Raw genomic sequence first — 24,705 nt, 5'->3', positions numbered from 1 at the left:
ATTAAATATTCAAATTAATCTGAGGTGTTATTATGAAAATTACAAATTATAAACTGATGATAACCGCTTTTATATTTAGCACTGTAATCAATATCTTATTTCTTATGAATATAGCTCCTGAAGGTTTATTTAGGATTTCCTTCATAATCGTAATGGTATGTTCTTTAATAAAGATTTTTCACAACATCTGGATTTATAATAAAAATAAAAAAACAGCAAACGATTCTCATATGAATCAAGCGTTAGTAAATATAAATCCATTATACAAATATCTATATATATTATTAATGGTATTCTGGATAATAACATATTTTGCTGCAATCTTTAGACTTTAAGTCTATATATTATGCATTACTTATAAACTATTAATAGGAGTAGATATATGAAAAATGTTAGAAACGCACTGATAGGATTATACTTCAACCTCTTTATAGTAATATTTACATTAGTTTTTTGGGTGAGATGGCTAATAGATCTTAACAATAGCAGTTGGTTGAAGTGGCTATTAGTGTTTGCACTTACTGTTTCAGAAATTTTTAATATAGTTTTTGCAGGAATAAACGCTGTAAATTCTTTTATTCTTTTAAAAAACGGTGACTATACCTCAATGCGAAAGAATATGAAAGCACTTAAATTTGGAGTGATTCCTTACTTTGTTATCAATTTTATTATATATGTTTTATTGTTCTTACTATTTTTTGCTGCATCCAGAGGACTTTTTATCTTCACACCTATACCATTATTACTTTTAATTCCTGTTTTTTTTGCATACCTTACAGTGATATTTACTGCAAGTTATGGAATAGGTTTCTCATTAATTTTATATAAAGAAAAAAGGATTAAGACAGGAAAACTAGTATTGCACATTCTGCTGCAACTATGTTTTGTTCTAGATGTAATAGATACAATAGTTTTGCTAGCAAAAAATAAAGTTGTGAAAACTAATATATAGATATTGTTAAAATCAATATAAGAATTATCTATAGCCTTAATATACTTTGAAGTTTTGCGAAAATTAGACTTAAAGTGCTTGCTGTATATTACTATAATTAAAGCCTTCTACTATGTATTAAATAAATGTTGTTACAATTACCTAGAAGGACAGGCTATAAAATACCAACATTTATTTAATACAGAAGCTTATAAAAATAAACTAGTTTACTCTTTAAACTCCAACTCAAGATTTCAATAGTTCTACAAATTTTCATTTGTATTGATTCTAATATAAAGCAGTTTATTTATATTATGAACTATATACAGGTTGAATTGTATTTGGTATTTGCCTTTGAGCTAATGCTATTATCTTTAAGATCAATATAGTAGTAATAGCATTATATGGAGTTTAATTATTGAAATAGTGCATATATAACTTTAAATAATAAAGTGGAGTTAATAGATTATGGTGAATTAAGAAAGCGAGGCATTGTATGCTTAAAGTAAACTTTTATGAATTGAATACAATCGAAGACAATAAATTATCTTTTGCTGTTATAATGACAAAATTTAATGGACAGTGGATTTATGTAAGACATAAGGAAAGGAATACTTGGGAAATTCCTGGAGGTCATCGAGAAGAAAATGAAAATATTAACGATACTGCTTCCAGAGAATTATTTGAAGAAACGGGGGCAATAAAATTTAAGTTAATACCAATATGCACCTATGCTGTTGAGCGAAGTGAATATGTTGATTACACTGAATCTTTTGGACAGCTATTTTATTCAGAAGTAGAAACATTAGATAATCTACCTCATTTCGAGATAAGTGAAATTAAATTGTTTGATGATATTCCTGATAGTTTGACTTATCCTTTGATTCAACCATTTTTACATAAAAAGGTATTGGAATTTATAAAAAGTATTAATTTATAAATTGATATAATTATTCAAATCATAATGATAGGGATAATAAGAGAATTTTAAAAATAAATAATAAGAAAATTAGCCTGCAACCATAATAATTGATTGCAGGCTACAATTTTTTAATTTTACCAGCTTATTTCTTTACATATACCACTTACATGAATCTTTTATATATTTTAGCTTTACATTTTTTTGTATCTCATTAATAGTACTTATATATGTTAATACAATAGTTTCTATTATATAGATGTACCAGTTCTATAAACTTAAATATACTAGAAGTCATTTGACTATTAATGGTAGTTTACTTTATTTATAGATTCTATTTGGAACTGGTTTATATAAGGATGAACCACTTCAATCCGAAATCTATTTTCAAAACTCCTCTGGGTTCTGAGAGGAGAATTTGAAAATATAGATTCAATTATGAAGTGGTTCATCTATATAGCTTAAGCTTCGCTGTTTTTAAACAAGCTATCTAAATCAAAGCCTAACTGCCTTCCTTCTCCAAGTCTTATTAAAGTATCAGGATCATTGTCTCTAAAGAAGGTATGCTTTATTTCCCTTTCCTTAGTCATTATCTGAGTGCTGTTATCACTAGAACTTCTAAGTCTCAAGCTATATACTATTGGGAAATAAGTTCTTATGAATTTTCCTTCCGCATGAGCTGTAAGGGCTATTATCTGGAAGCCTAGTTGCTCTGCTATGAAGAAAACAGGATCAAGAACGTGGTCACTGGAAGCCTTACCAAACGGGTTGTCCACAATCACTGTTCTGTAGTGTCTAGTTGTTGGCATTATCTGTTTTCTTTTTTCAGCTAAGTAGTTTAATATTCCTAAGAATAAGGACATATTTTTACTCCACTTTTCTCCTCCAGACCAAGAGTTTGATACTTCCCAAGAGAATGGTGCACTTCTCATCTTGCCGTCATTGGTTACTTTTCTACATTTAACTTTGATGGTATTTTGCTTCATTACTATTTGTAAAAGCTGCTTTGACTGAAGCCATTTTTCTATTTCTTTCTTAGCCTGCTCTGCAAGCTCCATACCATTTTCATCCTTAAAGCGATCTCCTTCAAGCTGATTTAACATCCAATCGATATGTTTTGCCAGCTCTTCCTTACCTTCTTTTTCTTCCCACTCAGGAACATTAAAGATGAATACTTCCTTCCATTCCTCTTCAACCTTTATTCTTGTCTTTTTAGGAATAGCTTTAAGTTCATGAACCATTGTCACTAGATAAGAATGTAATTGATTGATAAATTGTTGTACTTCTTTATCGTGTTCACGTATATCATTTTGAGCAATCTCTATGGTACGGGAGATTCTCTCACTCATCATCTTCTGCCACTCAACTATATCTTTAAAGGTGTTTTTAAATCTAACTCCTGCTGTAGCCATCTCTTTTAGCTTAACATCAAGGATCTCAGCTTCACAGAATTTCACAAACACATTTTTTTGCTCTTCTGCCTCAGAATACTTTTTATCTAAGAACTTCTTTGCAGCCTCTAACTTTTTCTTTGCTGCTTCAACAATCTCTATCCTATTATAAGGAAGCTTTTGAACTTGCTCTTCTGATAAATCCTTTAGCTCTATCTCTTCACTTAAATATCCATAAGTTGCATTGAAAAGTTCTAAGTTTCGTAGAATATTCTCTATACTTTTTTCTTCCTTCTCAAGTCTTTCCTTTTCACTTGATAGATAAACCCTTTTCTTTTTCAGCTCTTCTTTTTCTTTTGAAAGTAATGGTTTTATAAGTTCTAATTCTAAACTAAAACTTACTATTTCTTTATAAGAATTTAGATACTCCTCTTTTTTTAGCTCATACAAGGTATTACTTTTGTCAAATTTCTTACTAGCTTCTTCAACTTCAGCCTTTAACTTTTCCAAAGGCTCTCTTAAAGCTTTTATTTCATCAAGTAAATTAGTGATTTCCTTGTCACCACTAAGAGGAAATTCAAGCTTTTCATCTACGGTGATTTCTAATTTCTTTATAAAGTCTGATAGCTGCTTTTCATGATATTTTTTGAAGTTTATTGAGCTTTTCAGCTGTTCTTCCAACTGACCTCTATTTTGCTGCTTATTGTTAAGCTGATCTTGAAGTACTTTCCTCCCCTTAACCAACACTTCTTTACTTGAATCAGAAAAAACTGGCTGAAGGGTGCTTACTTCCTCATAAAGTTCTTCAGCCTTTAAAGCTGAAATGTCCCCTTTTTTATCATTTAACTCAAGATCTAACTGAGCTTTACTTTCTTCATTTTCTTTTAAGATTCTTTCAGCTCTTAAAGTTTCTCCTTCTATACGCTCTAAATCTTTATTAATAAGGCTTATCTGAGCTTCATTTTCTTCTTTCTCTTTACTCTTGCTTAAGCACTCTTGTGCTTTTACTACCTTTTCTTCAAGATTTCTCTGCTCTCCACCAAACTCTTTAACATCAACCTCTATCTTCTTAAGTTCAATATCAATTTCACTTAGTCTAGTTTCGTGGTTTTTTATTGATACTAAGATTTCTTCTACCTTTTCCTTAGTATCCTTTAAAGCCTTTGAAAGTTCTAAGTAATGTTCATATGGATATTTGTTATAAAATATAGTTACATCTCTATGTAAAGCTTGGCAATCACTTAACTGAGCTTCCTTTTCTTCACGAAGCTTTGTGGTATCTTCAGCCTTTACCACAATATCTCTTTGCCAATTTTCAAAATATGTTTGATTGATATTTTTAGCCCAAGTTAAAGGATATATTATATTATTTTCTGTTAAATCAGCTTCCCCAACAATCCTATCTTTTGCTTGTTTTTCACTTAATACTATTACAGGGTGAGAAATATCTTTAATATTCTTATTAACTCTGTCCTTTACTTTTCCTACTTCTTCATCTGAAGTCACTATGCAAAGCGGCCAGTAACCATAGGCTTTAATAAGCTCCTCTTCTGATTTTCCTTCATTTCTACATATCCTTTGTAGATATCTTGTACCACTTTCTAAATAATTGAAGCTGTTTCTCCATTCACTTATCTTTTTCTCAAGAATGGCATCTGCAGTATAGTACTCACTATCCTTATAATCATCAGCATATCTATGAGATAATCTTTCCTGGAATATGGATTTTTCCTTTTCTTCCTTCAATTTAAATAACTTACTTTCAACTTGGGTAACTATGGTTGCTTGCTTTGAATATATAGAGTCAGCCTCAAAGCTTAACCAGCTACTTCTAAATTCCTTTATTTTGCTTAGAAGCTCTACTTTGTTTTCATCGATGTTTCCAAGTTCATTTGCTAATTTGTTTTTCTCTTCCTTAACACCTTCTAGAGTCTTTCTTAGCTCAACTAAAGCTTCCTTTAGGTTCTGCTGTTCTTCTATAATGATTCTTTTTTGTTTATTAACTTCGAAGATTTTATTTTCAAGATCAGTTATTCTGTTTTTCCATACTTTAACTTCATCTTTTATGTTAGCTTCATTTGGATTATCTAAAATACTCTTGTTTATTCTATTGATATCACTTATCAGAATTTCTATTTTTCCTTCAAGTGAATTTTTACTTTTTAACAAAGCTTTTTCCTTAATTTTTATAGCTTCTAAATCATTTTTATTAGCTTTAATCTGCTGGGTTATATTGCTTATCTGTCCATCAATTATACTCTTTTCTTTTTCCAGCTTTTCTTCCTTATCTAGGTAGTAGCCTCTAATTCTTCTGCCATTATCATATAATCTATCTTTAATATCCTCAACAGCTTCATCTTTGTCCAAAGCTTCTAGCTGCTTATTTATTAGTTCAGCATTTTCCTCTTCAAGCTTTATATCCTTTTTATATTTTGCAATTTGCAAACTAGAGTACTTCTTATCTTTTTCTAGCTTTGTGTTGTTTAGTTTTTCATAGTCTTCCAATACCTCTTTATAAGCTTTTTCTTCCTTAATCATACTGTTTTCGAAGTTTTTTATCTCATAGGATAGATTTCTCTGCTTCCAAAGCTCTTCTTCTTCATATAGAGCTACGGTTTCTTTATTATTTTTAGTAAGCTTATCCTTGATTACAACTGCCTCTAGCTTTATTTGGTTATCTAAGGCTTTTAGTTCTTCCTTAGCCTTTACCTCTTCAGCCTTTGCTTCATCAAACTGCTCAAATACACCTGAATATAAGTTAATCTGCTCTTCAACCTTTTTGCTTTCTTCTATTCTAGCATTCAGCTGTCTGTACTTTTTAAAATGTTCCCTTTGTCTTTCAAAAATCTCAACAAAATCCTTAGTACCTTCTCCAGCTAAAGCTTCCTCTACTGTAGGAATAAGAAGGTTATCAACTAGTTGCCCAGTGGTTTTACACGCATCAAAGAAAGCTTCAACTCCACCTTCTGCACCATTTATTAAAGCTATTTTCCTCCACTCTGAAGGTATTATCTTAAAATTATCTTCTATGTAAGTATGATATTCTTTATTAGTTTTAAAGGTTTTAGCATTCATTCTATTTTGACTCATATAACCGTAGTATTCTGCCATTTCTTCCTTAGTTGAAGGCCTCTTACTTCCATTAATACTTTCTCTTACAAAAGGAAGCTTATCAATAGAATTGTCATCTGTTTCTAGATATTCATATACGTACTTATAAGAATCTATGTACTCTTTATTCATAAATAAGGTAACTGCTGTTACAGCATATCTTCTTGGTCTTTCGCTCAATATCCACTCTATTGCTATATGTGCTGAGGTGTTTTGAAGTGCTAAAGTATTCTTAACCTTTCTATCTGCCACTTCAATATTTGGAAGTATTGCTTGCAGTGCTGTTTGAACGAAAACTGTTTTTCCTCCTCCGTTTTCAAGGAGTATAGCACCGTTATAACTATCAAACTCGAAAATATCATCATTATATCTTTTTTCACCATTTTCATAAACTACATTAGTAAAACGAATCTTTGAGATTGCGGGCATTATCTTTCATCCCCTTTCTTTTTATCCATATTGTACATAAAATCAAGTATTCCACGATTATAGTCGTACTCCATATAGTATCTTTGGATTATAGTCTTTGCTTTTTCAGTAAGCTCAAGCTCTTCATTTCCAATATCCTTTATAAGATCTTGATCTTCTAAAAACTTCTTAACCGTATTTAAAAAGCTCTTTCTGCTTATGGTTCTAGCATCCTGAACCTTTACCTTTTCTTTTATTTCATCCATATCAGTCCACTTTTGGATTATAGAAGACCAATTGTATTCAAACTCTTGATCAAGAGCTTTTAGTTTTTCTTCTTCATGCTCTGTTAATATATAAATTCTCTGATTTAAACTATCCAGCCAATCAGATACGGTAATAAAATCCCTTGTAGCTTCATTCGTTTGATAGCTATCATAAAACTCACCAAATAAAACTATCACAGATAAATACATTAGGTATAAATCTAAGTTAACAGCCTTACTTGGAAGATATGCTTTTCTTATAGCTTCATTTGAAACATGGAAAATAGAATTGTGAGCTATAGGAATCATATATATCACTTCCCCTGAAGAGAAGATTGTACACTCCACCTCTCTAGCAAACTGGTCCACAAGTCCTCTAATAACATCATCAGACATATAAAGCCTTAAATCCTCTTTTTCTCCGTATCCCTTCATAGCTAGTGTAGAATAAAGCTTAAAGCTTTGTATCACTTGCTCGTTGCTGTAAACTGTCATTAAAATTCCTCCAATCTAAAGCTCATGTCTTTTATCTCAAATCTATCTGTAACTTTAAGTACGCTACTTAGTTCTTCTACATAAAGTTTCTTTCCTTTACTAGCTAGCAGCTTATAAACTTGTCCAAATAATCCTTCCTCTTGTTCCTGCTGCTCTTCTAGTGTTACTGGGGATTTCTGATGAAGTATTATAAAGAAGTCATAAAAACTTCTATGATTTAATATCTCACCATAATAATTATTCCTCATATATTCAACTATTGCCTCAAGAGTTATTTCAGTGTCCGCCTTCATTGCCATAAGTATTATGGAAGCAATCAATCTATAGTTATTACTTTGAAGCTTTATATCTAGCTTCATCTCTTCATCACTTGTAACTGCTAAAAAGTCCTGTGTATTTTCACTCTTATCAGTTTTTTCAATTCTCTGCTGAGAAAATACCGCTAAAGGTGACCATACCTTGCTTTTTTCTAGATAAAGAAAAGGCTCTATAAGTAGTCTTGTTTCATTTAATGGAATAGGAGATGAAAATACTCTACTTGTTATCTCTTGATTGAAATTAAAGGAGTCTATCCCTACATAATATAATGATTCTTGAGCTGCTTGAAGTGCAGAGGTTTTAAGGATAATGCTATCTTTAAAAAGCATTCTATGATTATAATGAACCTCTCCCAGTTCCTTATCTATCTTTATAATAAGCTCGTAAGCCTTTCTATCTTCGTCTTTGCTTAAGTCTCCAGCTATCTTTTCTCTAGTTTCCGTTACAAAGGTTTTTAATTCTTCAAACTCTTCATCTTCCATTTGAAGTCTATTATTTATATCTTCAATTATATTTTTATATCTTTCATAGGTTTCATTAGATACAATACTTCTATTGACCTCATGCTTAATCCTCACTATTCTATCCTGCAGATTCTTAACATCTAGATTCATCTCATCTATCTGCCTTAGAGCACCTGAAAACTCACCTTTTTCAAGTTGCTTTCTAAGTACTAGCTGATTTATAGAAAGCTGAAACTCATTAAAATACTCCTTAGTGGCAAATATAAGCTCAAGTCCCTGCTCATCAAGAGTATAGTACTGAGTATTTGTCTCTAAATCCGCCTTTGCAGCCTTTAATATGGAATACTGAACAGTTTCTTGCTGCTTTGTTTCCCAATTAAAAAAGCTCTTAGAATTTCTTTTTCCTGTAGGTGGTCTAAAGGTATCAATTATAGTTCTCGCAACTCTTTCATAACCTACAATATTCATAGTTATTTCATCTTTGCTAAGCTCCTGCAAAAATAGTGCTAGCTCCTTTACCCCTGTTTTCTTATTTCTTATAAGCATATTTTCAAAAAAGAAAAGTAAGGTTAAAAGACCAAAACTAAAATAATCAACTTCTTTTCCTTTGTCGTCCTTCATTCCCTTTCTCGATAATGCATATAAAGGATCGAATAAAGCCAGTCTTTGAATTCTTTCTCTGTAGTTCTCAACTACATTTCCTATGTTTATTTCCATGTACTATTCCTCCATATGTGCTGAAGTTCTGTTCTATTCAAGCCTTCCTGAGGCCAGTAATAGCCAGTGTCTAGCTTTTCTAGTATAAGCTTCTGCTCTTCTAAATCAAAATGCTTTGAAAAATTCTTCAAGGCAGAAGGTTTCTTTTTTTGATTTTTCTTACCTTCTTTACAATCCGTCTTAAGTAAAGCTCTATAAAACTCTGTAGCTAGTTTCACTGATACTTTTTCACTTAAGGAATTATATATAGCTAAACCTTCATTATCTATATCACCAAAATAATATACTACATTATTTTCCTTTAATCCTGTCTGCTTTTCAAGCATATTAATATTCCCCACTATTTTCCAACCACTACCAAAGATTAAGGAACAAAACTCTGTTTCAGATAGAACTTCTAAAAGAGCTATAAATGTCGCCTTATTTTCTACAATTAAGTGATAGTGCTGTGGTTTATCAAAAGCTAAAACATTCACTGCAAGCATCAGTGGATCAGAACCATTATGTATTTTAAGCTTGTCGTATATCTTAATTTTTGTTAGGACTGACTTTCCACCATTTTCATCTATCCACTTCTCGTCACCAGTTATATGAAAAGACCTCTCTTGAGAGGTTGCAGTTTCTTTAGGCAAACCATTTGAAATTATGTATTCATTCACTTTATTTATGTACGGAAGCGCTTTATCGAACTCTTCTTCTGCTTCATCATAAAATGGTTCTAAATCTAGTTCATTACTCAGCTTAGATTTATACTCTTGAATCTTTCTAATATAATCCTTTTTAAGTTCATTTTTGTTTATAGTGAATCTAAGTGGCAAAGGATCTTTTCTACCATCATTGTTTTTAATATTTTTTGCTATAAGTATATTATTAGCCATAATTCTTTTGACAGCCTTTGCTAAATCTTCACGTTCATACCCTTGCGGTGCATTCTCTATTAATTCATTTAACTTTATTGTTGTTCTCTTACTATATGTTTTCAAATATGTCTTTAAATAAGCTATTATATGATTATACATTGCTTCACCTTTTTTTATATTTTACTTAGGCTGTTTTGATATGTTATATGGATTTACTATTTAATTTCCGCACATAACTCATAGGCTTCCTAGTTCAACCTTCAAATTATATAAGACCAATAATCACTAAATATAGCATTAGTCGAACAAGTATAACCTAAGTTTCTATATGTGAACCCTATAAGCATAGCCCTTTGCATACATATATTTTACCATAAAAACAAGAAAAACACTAGCGCTCTACGAACTAGTGTTTCCATATTCTTTTTAATTATCTTTTTCCTAAAAATACTTTTGTAAATCTTCTATTGCTTCTATATCAAAAATATCTGTGGTAATAACATCTATTGCTGTTATAGGTAACTGCTTAATTTTCCCCTCATATTCAAGTGGAAGCTTTTTAAACTTCTTAATTAACAACTTAATAAGTATTTCAACTTTTTCAGCTTCTCTTCCTTCCCTCATACCATCATCTCTAATCATCTTACCTATGTCTAACCTCCTTAAATCTCAATTTTGATATCTGATACGTACATTTTATAGCTTTTAAAATGTATCACCAAATATTTTCAGTCAAAAATATTACAAATAAATATGCTTTTCCTATAAATGTTAAGATTTTTGAAAGAATCCCGAAAGAATTTCGTAATAAATGTCATTTATAATTATAAGTGGGAGGTAAAAACTTCCACAAAACAATGATGAGTAACCAACTAGTGATTAAAGCAAAGAAAGGAAAAGAGCTTTCACTTGCCGTGCGAGTTCCACAAGCAAATGATGACGGAATATTATTTTTAACTATTAACAATGAGCAAATCCCTATTGATGGGCAGAAGTATCTATATTTTTCAGGCATGAAAAATCCTATGTTTAAAAAACTTACTATAAAAACTCCTGATATACCTGGTGAATATTCCCTTAATGGATTCTTTGTTCAAGCCCCTTGGGATAAAACATCTGATTTAACTGCTTTATGTAGTAGTATAAAGCTTATTGTGGAGTAAGTTAATAGTTACTTATATTTCTATAGGAGGTTATTATGAAGAGGCACCTAGCTAGTTTTCTTACGATCCTTTTGATACTACTACCAATTCTCTTTGGCTGTACAAGGACTTCTAAAAACTTGAATACTAATGAGGAACTACAAACTAATGAATCATCTACTTCTGACAATGCTGATATCATAGATATTTCAGACTATAATAAGCATGCAAGTATAAACACTTTAGGATATGTATTAGAACTACTTGATGAAAACTCCAAAGAACTTAAAAATAATTGCATAAATACTACTTTTGGTGGAGATGTAAAGCTGGTGGTTGACGCTAAATACTTTGCCGAACCAGTAAATCAAGAATCAATAAATTATGCACTTACTGTCTATTTAGATTATAGACAAGTAGAATTTTCAATTAATAATACAAAACTAAAAAGATACACATCTAAATCAAAAAATGATATGTCTAATAAAATATCTTTAACTATACCAACCATATCATTAACAGGTTCGCATCGTTTGCTAATTGTTTCTCAAATTAATGATTATGTAGGCGAAGGTTTTCCAGGATCCATATGTAAAAGTATTGATATAAATATTGGTAAAGAAACATCCTATGAACTGACCGGTAAAAAAAGTATTGGAAAAAACATAACTTCTCCAAAGGCTTATATAGACCAAGGCCAAGTTATAGTTAACAGAAATTTCATTGTAGAAACCGATCCCAATAAAGGTATAGATCTGCCACCCCAAATATTCAAAGCAAAAAAAGATAAAAGTATTTCCTTAGCACTACGTTTCCCTCAATCAGATAACGGTGGACTACTATTCTTGACTCTAAATAGTGAACAAATCCCTATAGATGATCAACAATATTTATATTTTTCAGATATCAAAAATCCAATGTTTAAAAAGGTTACTATAAAAACTCCCGAAAAATCAGGTGAATACACGCTAAATGCTTATTTTGTTCATGCTCCTTGGGAAAAGACTTCTGATTTAACTGCTGTTTCTAACTCTATAAAACTAATTGTTGAATAAGCTAACAGATTTACTTATTATGTGCCTATTTACTAAACTGCATTACCAATTTTGCCAGTCATACACTACTTCAGTATCTAAACTCAAAATAATACTTACTGTGAAGCTAAAAAATGATTCGTCTATATTAAAAGGAGGATATCCATTGAAAAAGAACATACTCTATTTATTACTGTCCATTTCACTTATTGCAACTTTGATGGTTAGTTGTAACAAAAACATCGACACAAACACTTCCAAGCAACTACAAACTGAAGAAACTGAAGTTTCTACAAATGACGTTGCTGAAGACATTTCTGATTATAATAAGCATTCAAGCACTAGTAATTTAGGATTAGGAATCAATTTACTTGATGAGAATAATAAAAGATTTTCCTTAGGCCACATAAATGTTCAAGCTTCAAAGGATTTAAAGTTAATAGTTGATACTTCATATAATGTAAATCCTGAACCACAACAAGAAATCGATTACTCTATTACAGCTTATATAGATTACAAACAAGTGGATTTTTCTGTAGAGGGCAATCCAACAAAGTTAAAGAAATATATTTCAAAAGCTAAAAATGATGTATCTAATAAACTTACATTAATACTTCCTACTTCTTCACTTTTAGGTTCTCATAAATTAACTATTATATCTCAGAATATTAAATATGTAGGTGAAGGCTTTATTGACTCAATATGTAAGACTTTTGATTTAAATATAGGTAGCGAAACAACATATAAAACCGATGATAAAAAAACTACAGCGAAGAGTATTACCTATCTAGGAGGTATAGATCAGCGTATGGTTATAATTAATAGAAACTTTATAGCTGAAAATGAAAAAAGTGATGGTATTAGGAGATCTTCTAAGGTAATTAAATCAAAAAAAGGAAAAGAAATCTCACTAGCAATACGAGTTCCTCAAGCAAGTAATGATGGGATATTTTTTTTAACTCTAAATAGCGAACAGATTGCTATAGCTAACGATCAATACCTATATTTCTCAGATATGAAGAATCCAATGTTCAAAAAGATTACTATTAAGACACCGGATAAACCTGGCGAATACTATCTTACTGGATATTTTGTTCATGCTCCTTGGGAAAAAACTTCCGATTTAACTGCTATTTCTGAGTCTATAAAATTAATTATTGAGTGATAGCCGCTTACTAAACAAATAATTGGCCGTCCATAAATTGTACATGAGCTCAAAGTTCAGTTTCAAAATATCAACTTCAAAAACAGATGTTGCTGAAAACTTTATCGATTATGAAAATCGTGCGCCTATTATTTCAAATAAATATATTATTGGCTTATCTGATAAAAAACAATACCTACTAGAAATAAACTATCAACATAAGAGCATAATTATCATCACCAATACCAGCAAGATTGCTTCCTATTGCTAACATAATAGAGTAATTAATGATAGAAACTTTTTAACAAATTAGATTTTGCTAATTCAAAAATAACCAAAACTCATTTTCTAGTATACTTTAAGTACTTATTTTTTTAAAAGAACAATATATTACAAACAACATAATCCAAATATAGTTCAAAAAATATAATTTCCAACTTCAATTTTCACAACTTTTCCAATACAAAGACACTAAAAAATACTTATTTCCTAAAATTTTATACCCTTGTCCAAAAAAACACCCTGCAATAACTGTATTTACTGGTTTATACTGTAATTTATAGATATTTACATCGTATCTTCGGCCGAAGATTAGAAAATTATAAAAAATTAAGATTAAAGGGAGAGAACAAAAATGAGAAAATTTACAAAAACAGCAGCTTTAACAGCAGTATTTGCTGTACTAGCTTCAACAACAGCATTCGCAGGTTCAGATAGTAAAAGTGCACAACTAGGTAGCGCATCTGTCTCAGGGACACTTTTTTGTAGTAGACCATCTGGAGGAGGTATAACTACCGCTGGTGCTTCAAGCTACATTTCAGGAGCTTCAGGTACAGCTTACGTAAAACTATATGCTTATTCTGATAGTACAATTGTAGGAAACCAATACACTGCTGGTCCTAACTCAGCATCAGCATCACAATCTTATTCATTTAGTTCATCCGTTACACACGTAAATGGAACTCATTCTTTCAGTATTCCAGGTTACAGTACAACTTTATATACAGCCACATACTAATTATATTCAAACTGGAAATGTTACATAAATTTTCTTTGTGTAACATTTCTAGTTTATTATAACAAGTATAATTGCTACTTCTTTATAACTCTGAAATTTTAAGGAGGCTATACTATGAAAAAAATACTAACTTTTTTTCTGCTTATAACACTGATGTCAGTGACGTTACTCTATGGCTGCACTCAGTCTTCTAACAACTTAGAAAATACAGATTTGCAGCAATCTAATGCAAATTCAACTATTAATAAAGATGATGCTACAGATATAAGTGATTTCACGAAACACCCTAGCATTAGTGCTCTTATGTTAGTACTTGGTTTTTTTGATGAAAAAAATAATCTGTACACAAAATCATCTATAAATATTGGGAACTCGAAAGATTTCAAGTTTGTTCTTGAAACCTCATGTGGTGTAAATCCAATCCCTAAAGAAGATATAGATGTTGCTATTACAGCCTATATTGATTATAAGCAAGTGGAATTTTCTGTAGGAAATGATACATCAAAAATTAATAGATATATATACAAATCAAAAAGCGATGATCATAATAAACTTACTTTGACAATCCCCACCTCATCACTTGCTGGAACCCACAAGCTAACCATAGTATCCCAATGCACCAAATATGTTGGAGAAGGTATTGGTGATTCCATATGTAGAAGTGTTGATTTAAATATAGGAAATGAAACTTCCTATGATCCCAATGATAAGAAGAGTTCTGGAAAGGATATTACTTATCCTGGAGCTGTTGATCAAAATACTCTAATAATTAATCGAAAATTTATTCCAGAAACCGAGAAAAGTAATGGAATTGAAAGATCATCTCTTGTGATTAAGGCAAAGAAAAACGAAAACATTTCTCTTGCTTTACGATTTCCTCAAGCAGCAACTGATGGGATACTTTTTTTAACTTTAAACAGCAATCAAATTCCAATAGATGGTCAACAGTATTTATATTTCAAAGATATGAAAAATCCAATGTTCAAAAAGATTACTATTAAGACACCAGATAAACCTGGCGAATACTATCTTACTGGATATTTTGTTCATGCTCCTTGGGAAAAAACTTCCGATTTAACTGCTATTTCCAACTCTATAAAACTAATTATCGAATAAGAGAGGTCTTATCTTATGTTGAAAAGCTTACTAATTCAAATAAAGACCCATCCATTAGGTTCCTTTTTCCTCATAATAACATACGCAGTGTGCATCCTAGCTCTCTCCTTGGGACTGAGTTACAGCACATATGCCAAACAATCTGATTTAGATTTTAATAATGGCAATCCTGATCACATTGCTAGAAAAACTATTAACTTTTCTGATTCAATTGATTTTGAGAAGTTTATTAAATTATCAGAAACCACTGGTGAAAATGCTGAAGTACAAATATTTAGGCAAGGCTTAAGTATAACAAAATCTGAAACCGCCAATATGACTGCAGTTTATTATAAGATTCTCCCTGAATATATAGTTCCTATTTTAGATGGAAGATATTTTAATCAAACTGAAATAGAGAAAGGTGCTAAAGTTGCTGTAATAGGAAAAAATTTAGATAAAAGCACCTATACTAAAGGTGATGAAAAATATATCAATATAGGAAATGATACCTTTAAGATTATAGGCATTGTGGGAAGAACCAAGAATTCTGATACCTTTGCTAACAGCCTTTACATACCTCTTAAAGCTCTATCAACTTCAATGCAAGCTACAATAAATGAAGATATGCAGTTATCTGTGCTTATTAGAAAAAATGATATGAAACCAACTTCTGAATCGAAAGCCTTTAATGAAGGCATCCTACAAATGGATCCAGATGCAACTATAGAAAATGAAAGAGTTATCAGCACTTCCTTTGGTAATGACCGTTTAAAAAATACTATATTCGAAATTTTATTAATGCTAGTAATAGGTATAATAAATGTAGCAAATATATCTGTATTTTGGATTTTAGATAGAACTAAAGAATTTGCAGTAAAAAAGACCTTTGGAGCTGGCAATTATACTTTAGGTTATGAAATACTTAAAGAAATGCTAGCCTTAAGCCTTACAGGTGCATTGATATCAATACTTCTTCAGTATGGCATTAACTACTCCTTAGGAGATTTGTTTAAATTTTCTATAACTCCTTCACTAGCCAATTTCATACTTATACTACTACTTTCAGTAATCTGCGGATTCATAGTAACCTTCATAATCTTAAAAAAAGTTATGAAGATGCAGCCTGCTGCTGTGCTTAAATCGTAAGGAGGTATAGAAAAATGAATTTTTTAAGTGAACTATTTTCCTCAATTAAAAGCAGAAAGAAATTATACTTGGTGGTTTATATACAGCTAACCATAACATTTTTTTCAACAATATTTGCAGCAAGCAAAATTGGTTATATCGCAGATTATAAAAAAGCAACTTCTTTCATAAATCAAAATTGGGTACGACCAGGTGTAGTTGACCCAGCACATGAACAATCTTTACCTTCAAAAATTGAACAACTTAAACAATGGTATGATTACACAACGTCTTTAAGCGAAGTTAAAGTCACTGGAAATATCTCTAGTAATGGTATTCCATTAGATGTATTGCCAACTGATAAAGATGCTATAAAACTCTTTACTAAAGCATGTGCAATTGATAATACTTTCATAAATAAATTCTCAAACAATATCCAAGCTGGCAGGATGTTAAGTTCTGAAGACTACAATACAAAGGAGTATATCCCTATTGTCATATCAGCTGACTTAAAATCTAAACATAAGGTTGGAGACATAATTGAAGACTATGCTAAAACAAAATATGAAGTAATAGGAATATTTAAACCAAATGTTTTTGTTCCTCTAAATAATGACATAAGTAATTTTACTGCTGTTAATGAAAACTTTATAGTTACTCCTCTTCATTATTTAGAAACTAAAGATTTACCAAAAGACATGCAAAGTGTTGTTAATTACACTAAGTACTACCAAGATGTATATATAGAGTTAAAGGATATGAACAGCTACTCTGCCTTTAAAGAAAAAGCTGATAAGGAAGCTGAGCGTTTAGGACTGCCCTTTAGAATAAAGTTACCTGCGGATATAATACAAAAAAGAATACATGATGAATTAGAGTTCTATTCTTCTGAATTAATAATTGCTTTTATTATTATAATTTTGGCTCTGCTAGGCATTATAGCGGTTTATCTATCCTTAGTTCTAAAAAGAAAAAGAGAATTTGGAATAAAGCTTGCCATGGGCACTTCTATAAGACATTTATGTTTGATGCTTTTTGCTGAAGTTTCACTTTTAGTTATGATGTCTTTAGGAATAATTACATCAATTATTCTAATACTTCGTAAATCTACTGAAAATAATGATGGTAATAAAGTGTACTTAGAGTCTACTGGTAGCACCACGATTAGCATTGTAGTAGCTACAGCTTTAATAATCATTGCATTTGTTTCTTTGGCTCCAATACTTAGAATCAGAAAATTCCAGCCTTCTGAGCTTATAAAGGATGTGTAAAGTTATGTCGTTAATCAAGATTAATAATATAAGTAAAATATACGGAAACGGAGATGTGAGCACTAAAGCTTTGGATGATGTAAGTCTTCAGATTGAAGCTGGTGAAATGGTTGCAATAACTGGACCTTCTGGCTCAGGTAAATCAACTCTTCTTAGTATCTTAGGCTGCATAGATATCCCTACCTCTGGAGATTATTATTTAGACAATGAATTGGTGTCTAAACTAAATAGTCAACAATTAGCAAAGATAAGGAATAAAAAAATAGGTTTTATTTTTCAATCCTTTGCATTAATAAATGAGTATTCTGTTTTAGAAAACATACAGATTCCTCTTAAATATAGAAAAATTCCTTTAAAAGAAAGCAAGATAAAAGCTTTAGAGTATCTTAAAAAAGTAAACCTTGAAGAATGTAAAAAGAAAAAACCTTCTCAGCTTTCTGGAGGTCAGCAGCAAAGAGTGGCTATTGCTCGTGCATTAGTTGGGAATCCTGATATAATTCTTGCAGATGAGCCTACTGGTGCATTAGATCAAAAGAATGGAGAAGAGATCATAAAACTCTTACTTGATATAAATGCACAAGGTAAAACTGTAATTATCATCACCCATGATAGCGGTATCGCTTCTTACTGTAAGCGTAATATAGTTATTAAAGATGGTAAAATAGTTGATGATTTAGTTTTATAGATGTACCATTTTTCGAACCGCAATCTATTTTTAAAACTCTCACGGCTTCTGGTGAGAGAATTTAAAAACAATAAATTTTATTGCGAAGCGGTACATCCATAGCTCATTAGTAAGAAAATAGCCTGACATCATACTTCTGATGTCAGGCTATTTTCCTATAACTTAACCACTCATCTTATAAAGGTACCACTTACAGGTTTCCTTAATATATTTAATCTCAATGTTTTTATCTATATTATTGATAGTACTTATGCAGTTGAATACGATGCTCTCAATTCTATCAACCTTTATTTCATCAACCTTTAATATCTTTTTTATAGTGAAAACATTATAACTATCATCCTCTGAAAATACTCTAAATCTTACCGGTACTATCTTTCCATCCTTGTTAAAGGCAGCTACCATTTCAATATTCTTGTTCAACACCATTTTTCTCACCTCTAAATTTTATCATTCTTATTATATAAGAACACCCGTTCGCAAGTCAATATATGGTGTATAAATTTTTCCTTTTAATATAATAGGCAGCTTTGCTTTTACACAAAACTGCCTACTCTTGTTTTAATTAGAAAATTTCTTATCTATAAAGTCAAAGAATATATTACTGGCAAAATTACTAAAGCCTGCATCAGAAACCTTTTGCTTCATTTGTGCTTTTATCTCATCAACAGAGTCTGAAGCTACATATGTATTGCCGAAATAATCATCAATATGTTTTTCCATCTTTTCTAATAAACCTAAATCATCTGAAGAAAAAGTCTTTGAAGTACCTGTAATTATTTTTGAGTTTATTCCTTTTAAGCTTCCATGTTCTTTATAGTATTTTTTTGTATTATCAAACATGGATCTTACATCACTCTCAACTTGCTTTGCAGTATCTTTATCCATAAGCTCATAGGACTTTTGAGGAGAAGTTCCTGCAAAATGTATACCTAGGTTATCTTTGTTTTCTATAAACCATATTCTACATTTCACTGATGAAGCATACAAACCTGAGTTCATATTAAAAGCTTTTTCAAGTCTTTGTTTTTTCTCAGTCTTTATATCATCAGCAAAATCAGCTTCGTCAATTTTCTTTAGTATTTCATTATACTTAGTTACTGTGCCATTTACATAGCCATCCTTATACCCTGCATTTCCGATTTCTCCTGTCCAGTCAAACAGTTCCTTAAAATCTTCTGCAGTAGGTAGTTTTCCTTTTTCGGATAATACTAAGTTATCCTTTAGATAATTTAGCTTATCTTCTTGAAGCTTTTCTTTATCCTTTTCTACGTTTCTATAGTTTGAATAATCTTTCGTTTGTATTGTTGTACTGACTTTATTTATCTCCATTTAGCTTGAGAACCTTGATAGGTTCTACTCCTCCCCTCATAAAACATTTTAATTGCAAAAGCTTTATAATGTACCCAATAAGTACTAAATGTTATAATTCTAATTTTTATGATACTCTTACTCAAAACGTCTCATCATAATTTTTACATAATATCCACAAAGTTACCATTTAATTCTTTTTCGTTTATTATTTTAAATACTTTAATAAAATAATCTTGATATATAAAGTTAACTTCCATAAATAAGAAATTTCTGTAAATAACACAAGTCATTCCCCATGGTAGTAATTTGCTGTGAGAGATGTCTTTTTTTCTTAATATCCCCTTTACTTTCATAACATAAAGTGCTTCTAAACGGCTTTATCACGCCTCTCCTTTATGCTACACTATAATAGTATAATTTTAATATTTAACAAACAAATGATGAAACTTTATTGGAGGAAAATATCATGCACAACCTATTTAAGCCGGCAATACGACTTATGAACAGATTGAAGTATCCTCAAAAATTTGGAATTATAATGATCATATTCCTTATTCCACTATCAATCCTTTTGTTCTTTCAAATTGAAAACCTAACTTCCACCGTAAACGTATCCAAAAATCAACTTAACGGTCTAAAATACGGGGCAGAAGTTAGTTCATTAATTCAAAAGCTTCAACAGCACAGAGGGTTAATGTCTATCTATTTAAGCGGAAAGACTGATAATAAGTCAACAATAACTGAAAAAAATTCTGAGATCGATAAAATTGTTGATAATATAGCAAAGCTAGATGCTAGCTATGGTAAAGCTTTCTCAACCTCCTCAAAGTGGAGCGAAATAAAGGATACTTGGGCAAAATTAGAGGATGAAAGTTTTAACCTTTCCCAAGCAGATTCAGTTAAAAGACATACAGACTTAATATCAAACACTTTGGATTTAAAAATGGATATTTCAGATGGCTCCAAACTCTCTTTATTAAATAATCTTGGAGAATTCTATTTATCTGATATGGTTATTAATAAACTTCCTAATATCACAGAACAAATAGGACAATCAAGAGCTTTAGGCTCTAGTATCGCAACTAAGAAAAATATCACAAGTGATGAAAAGTATAGACTTCTTTCCCTTACTAAATCTATGCTAGATTCAATCCATGGTACTAGACGTGACATGACTATAATATATGCTAACAATCCAGAGGTTAAAGATAAATTAGTCAATGTTACTGGTGGCGTATTAGATGAAACAACTACTCTTGTTAATACAATAAATACTGAACTAATAGAAAAAGAAGTCATTACATTGGATTCCAATAAATATTTTAATGAGGCAACAGCAGTAATTGACAATGTATATGGTTTAATTAATCAATCTTCTGATATATTAGTTCAGCTATTGCAAAATGATATGCAAAAGGAAACTTTGAAAAGAGATATAGTTATAGGAGTCATTATTTTAGCACTTTTACTTATAGTTTATCTATTTGCTGGTTTCTATTTAGCAATTAAGGAAACTATAAATGTTATTGAAGGTGCTTCAAACAAGCTTGCTTCAGGAGACTTAAATGTACATATTAATCATCCAGTTAAAGATGAAACAAAACTAGTAATAGACTCATTGAATAATATTGCAAAGGCCTTTGCCTCAATAGTATCTTCAGCAAAAGTAGTTACAGATGAAGTGGCAAGTTCTTCTAAGGATTTATCCGTAATTACCTCTCAATCCTCCTTGGCTGCTAACCATGTGTCTAACGCAATGCAGGAGGTAGCTTCTGGTGTTGATCTTCAGCTTGAAAAAAGCAATGATATCTCCTCTTCTTTTGAAGAGATAGTAAAAGCAATGCAAGATATAGCAGGAAATTCCTTAGAAGTTACTGACGCCTCTATTAAGATGAAGGAAGAAGCAGAACAAGGTTATACCTCTGTAAGACAATCTATTGTACAAATGAATAATGTAAGTACTTCTGTTAATGAGACAAACTTAATCATCCAAGCTTTAGGTGCAAAATCTAAAGATATCAGCGGCATAATTGCTACCATAACAGAAATAGCCTCACAAACAAATTTACTTGCTTTAAATGCTGCTATCGAAGCTGCAAGAGCTGGAGAGCAAGGAAAAGGCTTTGCCGTAGTAGCTGATGAAGTAAAAAAACTTGCAGAAAAGAGTGCTCAGTCAGCTAGTGAAGTATCAAAGATAATAATGTCAATACAACGTGAGACAGACTCCTCAGTTGTAAATATGAACAAGGTTATGCTATCCGTAAAAGAAGAACTAAAAACAGTACATGAATTTGAAAATGTTTTGACTAGTATCGTAGACTCTGCTAAAAAAGTCAGTGAACAGATTCATGACGTTTCCGCAACAGTTGAAGAAATATCCGCTAGTTCTCAGGAAGTCTCACTTCTTGTCACTGAAGTAGATTCCATGGCTAAGACCTTCTCTGATAAAGCTCAACATGTAGCTGCGGCTTCTGAAGAACAGCTGTCAGGAATAGAAAGTATAGAAAGTGCTACAGGAGTTATACATGGGCTTGCTGAAGCCTTGAAGGTTAAGATTGATACTTTTAAAGTATAGTTTACCAAGTCATAGACTTCTCATACTAAGTAGCTGTCTTTACGCACTATCATTGCATTATATCTAAAAACATGCAATTTTTAGATATAATGTAAGAAAGACAAACAGGTTTCTTATAAAAAATTTAATAATATGAACACTATAATTAAACATAGTTTAAAGCAAAAAGTGGCTGTTATTTGTTATTCAACAGCCACTTTTCTTATACTCATATATTATAAAAATTTCATAGCTCAACTATTAATTTATACATGCCAGATAATCACCAAAAGACTGGATTTTCAAACAAATATAAATTAAGTTTCGAAATAAGAACTCTTTAGTTCATTAATTCACAAAGCATATACCTTCAACTTTTATAAATACTTCTCGCACACTATATCAACATATTTTTTAGCATCCTTTAGTTTTGCACCAGTGATATCCCTATACCTCTTAACAGCTTTAATCTTCTCACCATCTAAAATATGCTTCTTTAGTTCAGCATCATCAAGTTCAACTACTTCATATCCATGAAGTAGTCTCATTTCTTTGTCCCAAGCTTTTGAACCCTTCCTTATAGAGAAAAACACCATAGCAATTATATAAATTGAAAGTTTTAAAAGTAATGTTAAATTACTAAGATCTATTAAATCGCCAAATATACTCCTTATAATTATATAAAATACAATCAATGGTATAAGTACACTTCCAATTAATATTGCCGTCGTTAATACTAAAAATCTACCTTTTCCCATGGCTTCATGCTTAAGCCACTGCTCTCTTTGTTTATCTTTATCATACACTTTCATAAGTTCTCCACTCTCTATAGCCTTATATAATCTATAGAACTACCCCTGGTTCTTCAGTACTAGCAGACCCTATATCGGATAATTCTTTTAGCACTTCTGCGAAAAGCTCGTACAACTCTTTTAGTCTTTCTACATCTTTAATTACACCAACAACGTTGAAATAAAGCTCATCAACTCCATCAGGGAAGTGTGATTTGAAATATCCTTCATCGTCTTTAATCTCAAGACTTATACTAGGCTGATATTCTATCAATCTTCTTATATTATCATTTGCAAACAAAGCTTTTACTTTGCTTTCACTATTTCCTTTTATTATGAAAGCATCATCAAACTGTGGATATCCAACATTAATATCCTCCATACCAAACATCTTTCCGATCCCACTGAATATACCACTTCTATATATCTTGAAGTAAAAATTATCAAGATTTACAAAAGGTGCTCTCATTCTTGTGTAGGTTATTGTTGATTTTCCTGTGGAAACTACGTAGGTATCAAGCACAACAGTCCAATTATCTACATGTGCCTCAACTCTATCACCTTTCCAAATTCCATTATATACATAGTCCGCATTAATTTCTCGTGCTAGCTGCTGCCATATTTCTTTTTTACTTGGTCCAAATAGTCCCATAAAATCCACTCTCCTTTAACCCTTTTCCCATGACTATAAGTATGCAGAATCCTACCGTTCTTAACTAATCTGTTTGTTTAGAATCTAGATTATCTATTTATTTTTAATAGCTACTATTTAATTATAGCAGGATTTATGGAGTAAGTTGGTCTTCCATCCCTATATGTATTGGGATATTTTTCAGTATACCCTATTCCTAGTTTATAAACATAATCCCACATTTGTTCATTTATCTTGAGTTTTCTCATTTCAATAACATCAACATCATCCAATACAAACTCAGCAATTATTGGATGAACTTCCCGGTGTAGTAGCATATGTACTATCATCAAGTGTCTTCGTCATTGTTATTTCCCACCTTATTAAAATATTTATACTATCATTTCAAATATAGTTTATCATAAAAATAATACCATCACCAACTCATCAAATACTTATGGCATAGAAATACTTATTTAAAAGAAAACAAGCTTTCCCCTAAAGGAAAGCCTGCTTTCTTATACCTTATTTATATTCTAGTATTACACTGTCCTTTGCAGCCATTTTCTCATCAACATATAAGTCTAAAATCTCATGATCATTTTGATTTGCAAGTATGAGCATAATTGTATCATCTAATTCTTTATCCCTAAGTAGTTTCTTATCGAAGCTTATTAGAAGCTCACCTTTTTTTACTTTCTGGCCTTCTTCACAGTGTATATTGAAACCTTCACCTTTTAAAGCTACCGTATCAATTCCCACATGTATCAGGATTTCCATTCCATCCTCGGTCTCTATACCAACAGCATGTTTACTTTCCTTCATAATTGTGACGATTCTTCCATCACATGGAGAATAAACCTTGTTATCTACTGGAGAAATAGCTATACCTTCTCCCATCATCTTTTGAGAAAAAACCTCATCCTTAACAGCTGATAAATCCATACTTGTCCCATTAACAAAAGCATATAAAACTTTTTTATTTTTGTTTACACCTTTAAACAAATTCTTAAACATA

24 protein-coding genes are annotated in these 24,705 nt (G+C 31.1%); 12 read left to right on the top strand and 12 right to left on the bottom strand.

Annotated elements, in window-relative coordinates; genetic code table 11:
* Positions 1-32: 32 nt before the first annotated feature.
* The 3 genes from JHL18_RS21530 (at position 33) to JHL18_RS21520 (ending at position 1,871) form a co-directional block, all read left to right on the top strand.
* A complete protein-coding gene (locus JHL18_RS21530; RefSeq protein ID WP_200273063.1) occupies positions 33-335 on the top strand; it encodes a hypothetical protein in 303 nt (100 codons plus the stop codon).
* A 47-nt stretch (positions 336-382) separates the two neighbouring features.
* Complete coding sequence (locus JHL18_RS21525) at positions 383-952, top strand: DUF6652 family protein (protein ID WP_200273061.1); 570 nt, start codon at positions 383-385, stop codon at positions 950-952.
* Between the two features lie 475 nt (positions 953-1,427).
* Positions 1,428-1,871 carry an NUDIX hydrolase gene (locus JHL18_RS21520; protein WP_200273059.1) on the top strand — a complete coding sequence of 148 codons (444 nt, stop codon included), beginning with the start codon at positions 1,428-1,430 and terminating at the stop codon, positions 1,869-1,871.
* Between the two features lie 440 nt (positions 1,872-2,311).
* Here JHL18_RS21520 and JHL18_RS26100 read toward each other — a convergent pair whose 3' ends face one another.
* The 5 genes from JHL18_RS26100 to JHL18_RS21495 form a co-directional block, all read right to left on the bottom strand.
* Positions 2,312-6,781, bottom strand: coding sequence for a coiled-coil domain-containing protein (locus JHL18_RS26100; protein WP_243278093.1), 4,470 nt, complete (start codon positions 6,779-6,781; stop codon positions 2,312-2,314).
* Positions 6,781-7,521 (bottom strand): DUF6063 family protein, encoded by a 741-nt coding sequence (locus tag JHL18_RS21510; protein WP_200273057.1) that lies wholly within the window; start codon positions 7,519-7,521, stop codon positions 6,781-6,783. Before JHL18_RS21510 ends, JHL18_RS26100 begins: the two co-directional genes overlap by 1 nt.
* A complete protein-coding gene (locus JHL18_RS21505) occupies positions 7,521-9,020 on the bottom strand; it encodes a replicative DNA helicase (protein ID WP_200273055.1) in 1,500 nt (499 codons plus the stop codon). The genes JHL18_RS21510 and JHL18_RS21505 overlap by 1 nt, the downstream gene beginning before the upstream one ends.
* Complete coding sequence (locus JHL18_RS21500) at positions 9,011-10,039, bottom strand: Wadjet anti-phage system protein JetD domain-containing protein (RefSeq protein WP_200273053.1); 1,029 nt, start codon at positions 10,037-10,039, stop codon at positions 9,011-9,013. The genes JHL18_RS21505 and JHL18_RS21500 overlap by 10 nt, the downstream gene beginning before the upstream one ends.
* 282 nt (positions 10,040-10,321) lie before the next feature.
* A complete protein-coding gene (locus JHL18_RS21495; protein WP_200273051.1) occupies positions 10,322-10,522 on the bottom strand; it encodes a DUF4351 domain-containing protein in 201 nt (66 codons plus the stop codon).
* Positions 10,523-10,740: 218 nt separating this feature from the next.
* Here JHL18_RS21495 and JHL18_RS21490 point away from each other — a divergent pair, with 218 nt between their 5' ends.
* The 8 genes from JHL18_RS21490 (at position 10,741) to JHL18_RS21455 (ending at position 18,397) form a co-directional block, all read left to right on the top strand.
* Entirely contained in the window at positions 10,741-11,043 is a 303-nt protein-coding gene (locus tag JHL18_RS21490) for a hypothetical protein (RefSeq protein ID WP_207753085.1), read from the top strand.
* 35 nt (positions 11,044-11,078) lie between these two features.
* The gene (locus JHL18_RS21485; protein ID WP_200273047.1) at positions 11,079-12,077 is read left to right on the top strand and encodes a hypothetical protein; all 999 of its coding nucleotides are present in this window, start codon (positions 11,079-11,081) and stop codon (positions 12,075-12,077) included.
* Positions 12,078-12,222: 145 nt separating this feature from the next.
* The gene (locus JHL18_RS21480) at positions 12,223-13,221 is read left to right on the top strand and encodes a hypothetical protein (protein WP_200273045.1); all 999 of its coding nucleotides are present in this window, start codon (positions 12,223-12,225) and stop codon (positions 13,219-13,221) included.
* 613 nt (positions 13,222-13,834) lie between these two features.
* Positions 13,835-14,218, top strand: coding sequence for a hypothetical protein (locus JHL18_RS21475; protein ID WP_200273043.1), 384 nt, complete (start codon positions 13,835-13,837; stop codon positions 14,216-14,218).
* Positions 14,219-14,332: 114 nt separating this feature from the next.
* Positions 14,333-15,334, top strand: a complete 1,002-nt coding sequence (locus JHL18_RS21470; RefSeq protein WP_200273042.1) for a hypothetical protein — start codon at positions 14,333-14,335, stop codon at positions 15,332-15,334.
* A gap of 15 nt (positions 15,335-15,349) precedes the next feature.
* Positions 15,350-16,462 carry an ABC transporter permease gene (locus JHL18_RS21465; protein ID WP_200273040.1) on the top strand — a complete coding sequence of 371 codons (1,113 nt, stop codon included), beginning with the start codon at positions 15,350-15,352 and terminating at the stop codon, positions 16,460-16,462.
* A gap of 14 nt (positions 16,463-16,476) precedes the next feature.
* Entirely contained in the window at positions 16,477-17,712 is a 1,236-nt protein-coding gene (locus JHL18_RS21460) for an FtsX-like permease family protein (RefSeq protein ID WP_200273038.1), read from the top strand.
* 4 nt (positions 17,713-17,716) lie between these two features.
* Positions 17,717-18,397 (top strand): ABC transporter ATP-binding protein, encoded by a 681-nt coding sequence (locus JHL18_RS21455; protein WP_200273036.1) that lies wholly within the window; start codon positions 17,717-17,719, stop codon positions 18,395-18,397.
* Between the two features lie 162 nt (positions 18,398-18,559).
* On the opposite strand, the gene JHL18_RS21450 is transcribed toward JHL18_RS21455, so the two are convergent.
* The 3 genes from JHL18_RS21450 to JHL18_RS21440 all read right to left on the bottom strand — a co-directional run bounded on the left by JHL18_RS21450 (position 18,560) and on the right by JHL18_RS21440 (position 20,064).
* On the bottom strand, positions 18,560-18,820 hold the full coding sequence (locus tag JHL18_RS21450) for a hypothetical protein (RefSeq protein WP_200273034.1): 261 nt from the start codon (positions 18,818-18,820) through the stop codon (positions 18,560-18,562).
* Between the two features lie 138 nt (positions 18,821-18,958).
* Complete coding sequence (locus tag JHL18_RS21445; RefSeq protein WP_200273032.1) at positions 18,959-19,729, bottom strand: hypothetical protein; 771 nt, start codon at positions 19,727-19,729, stop codon at positions 18,959-18,961.
* A 143-nt stretch (positions 19,730-19,872) separates the two neighbouring features.
* Positions 19,873-20,064: a hypothetical protein gene (locus JHL18_RS21440; RefSeq protein WP_200273030.1), complete on the bottom strand. Its 192-nt coding sequence runs from the start codon at positions 20,062-20,064 to the stop codon at positions 19,873-19,875.
* Between the two features lie 113 nt (positions 20,065-20,177).
* Here JHL18_RS21440 and JHL18_RS21435 point away from each other — a divergent pair, with 113 nt between their 5' ends.
* A complete protein-coding gene (locus JHL18_RS21435; RefSeq protein WP_200273028.1) occupies positions 20,178-22,286 on the top strand; it encodes a methyl-accepting chemotaxis protein in 2,109 nt (702 codons plus the stop codon).
* Between the two features lie 356 nt (positions 22,287-22,642).
* Here JHL18_RS21435 and JHL18_RS21430 read toward each other — a convergent pair whose 3' ends face one another.
* From JHL18_RS21430 to JHL18_RS21415, 4 genes are all read right to left on the bottom strand, one after another.
* Positions 22,643-23,077, bottom strand: a complete 435-nt coding sequence (locus JHL18_RS21430; protein ID WP_200273026.1) for a hypothetical protein — start codon at positions 23,075-23,077, stop codon at positions 22,643-22,645.
* A gap of 31 nt (positions 23,078-23,108) precedes the next feature.
* Positions 23,109-23,708 carry a DUF3137 domain-containing protein gene (locus JHL18_RS21425; protein WP_200273024.1) on the bottom strand — a complete coding sequence of 200 codons (600 nt, stop codon included), beginning with the start codon at positions 23,706-23,708 and terminating at the stop codon, positions 23,109-23,111.
* 113 nt (positions 23,709-23,821) lie between these two features.
* Entirely contained in the window at positions 23,822-24,037 is a 216-nt protein-coding gene (locus JHL18_RS21420; RefSeq protein ID WP_200273022.1) for a hypothetical protein, read from the bottom strand.
* Between the two features lie 175 nt (positions 24,038-24,212).
* The gene (locus JHL18_RS21415) at positions 24,213-24,704 is read right to left on the bottom strand and encodes a PTS sugar transporter subunit IIA (protein WP_200273020.1); all 492 of its coding nucleotides are present in this window, start codon (positions 24,702-24,704) and stop codon (positions 24,213-24,215) included.
* Between the last annotated feature and the right edge of the window lies 1 nt (position 24,705).

The sequence above is a fragment of the Clostridium yunnanense genome (assembly GCF_016595795.1).
Classification (GTDB): domain Bacteria; phylum Bacillota; class Clostridia; order Clostridiales; family Clostridiaceae; genus Clostridium_AR; species Clostridium_AR yunnanense.
This window is presented reverse-complemented; position numbering and strand designations above follow the sequence as displayed.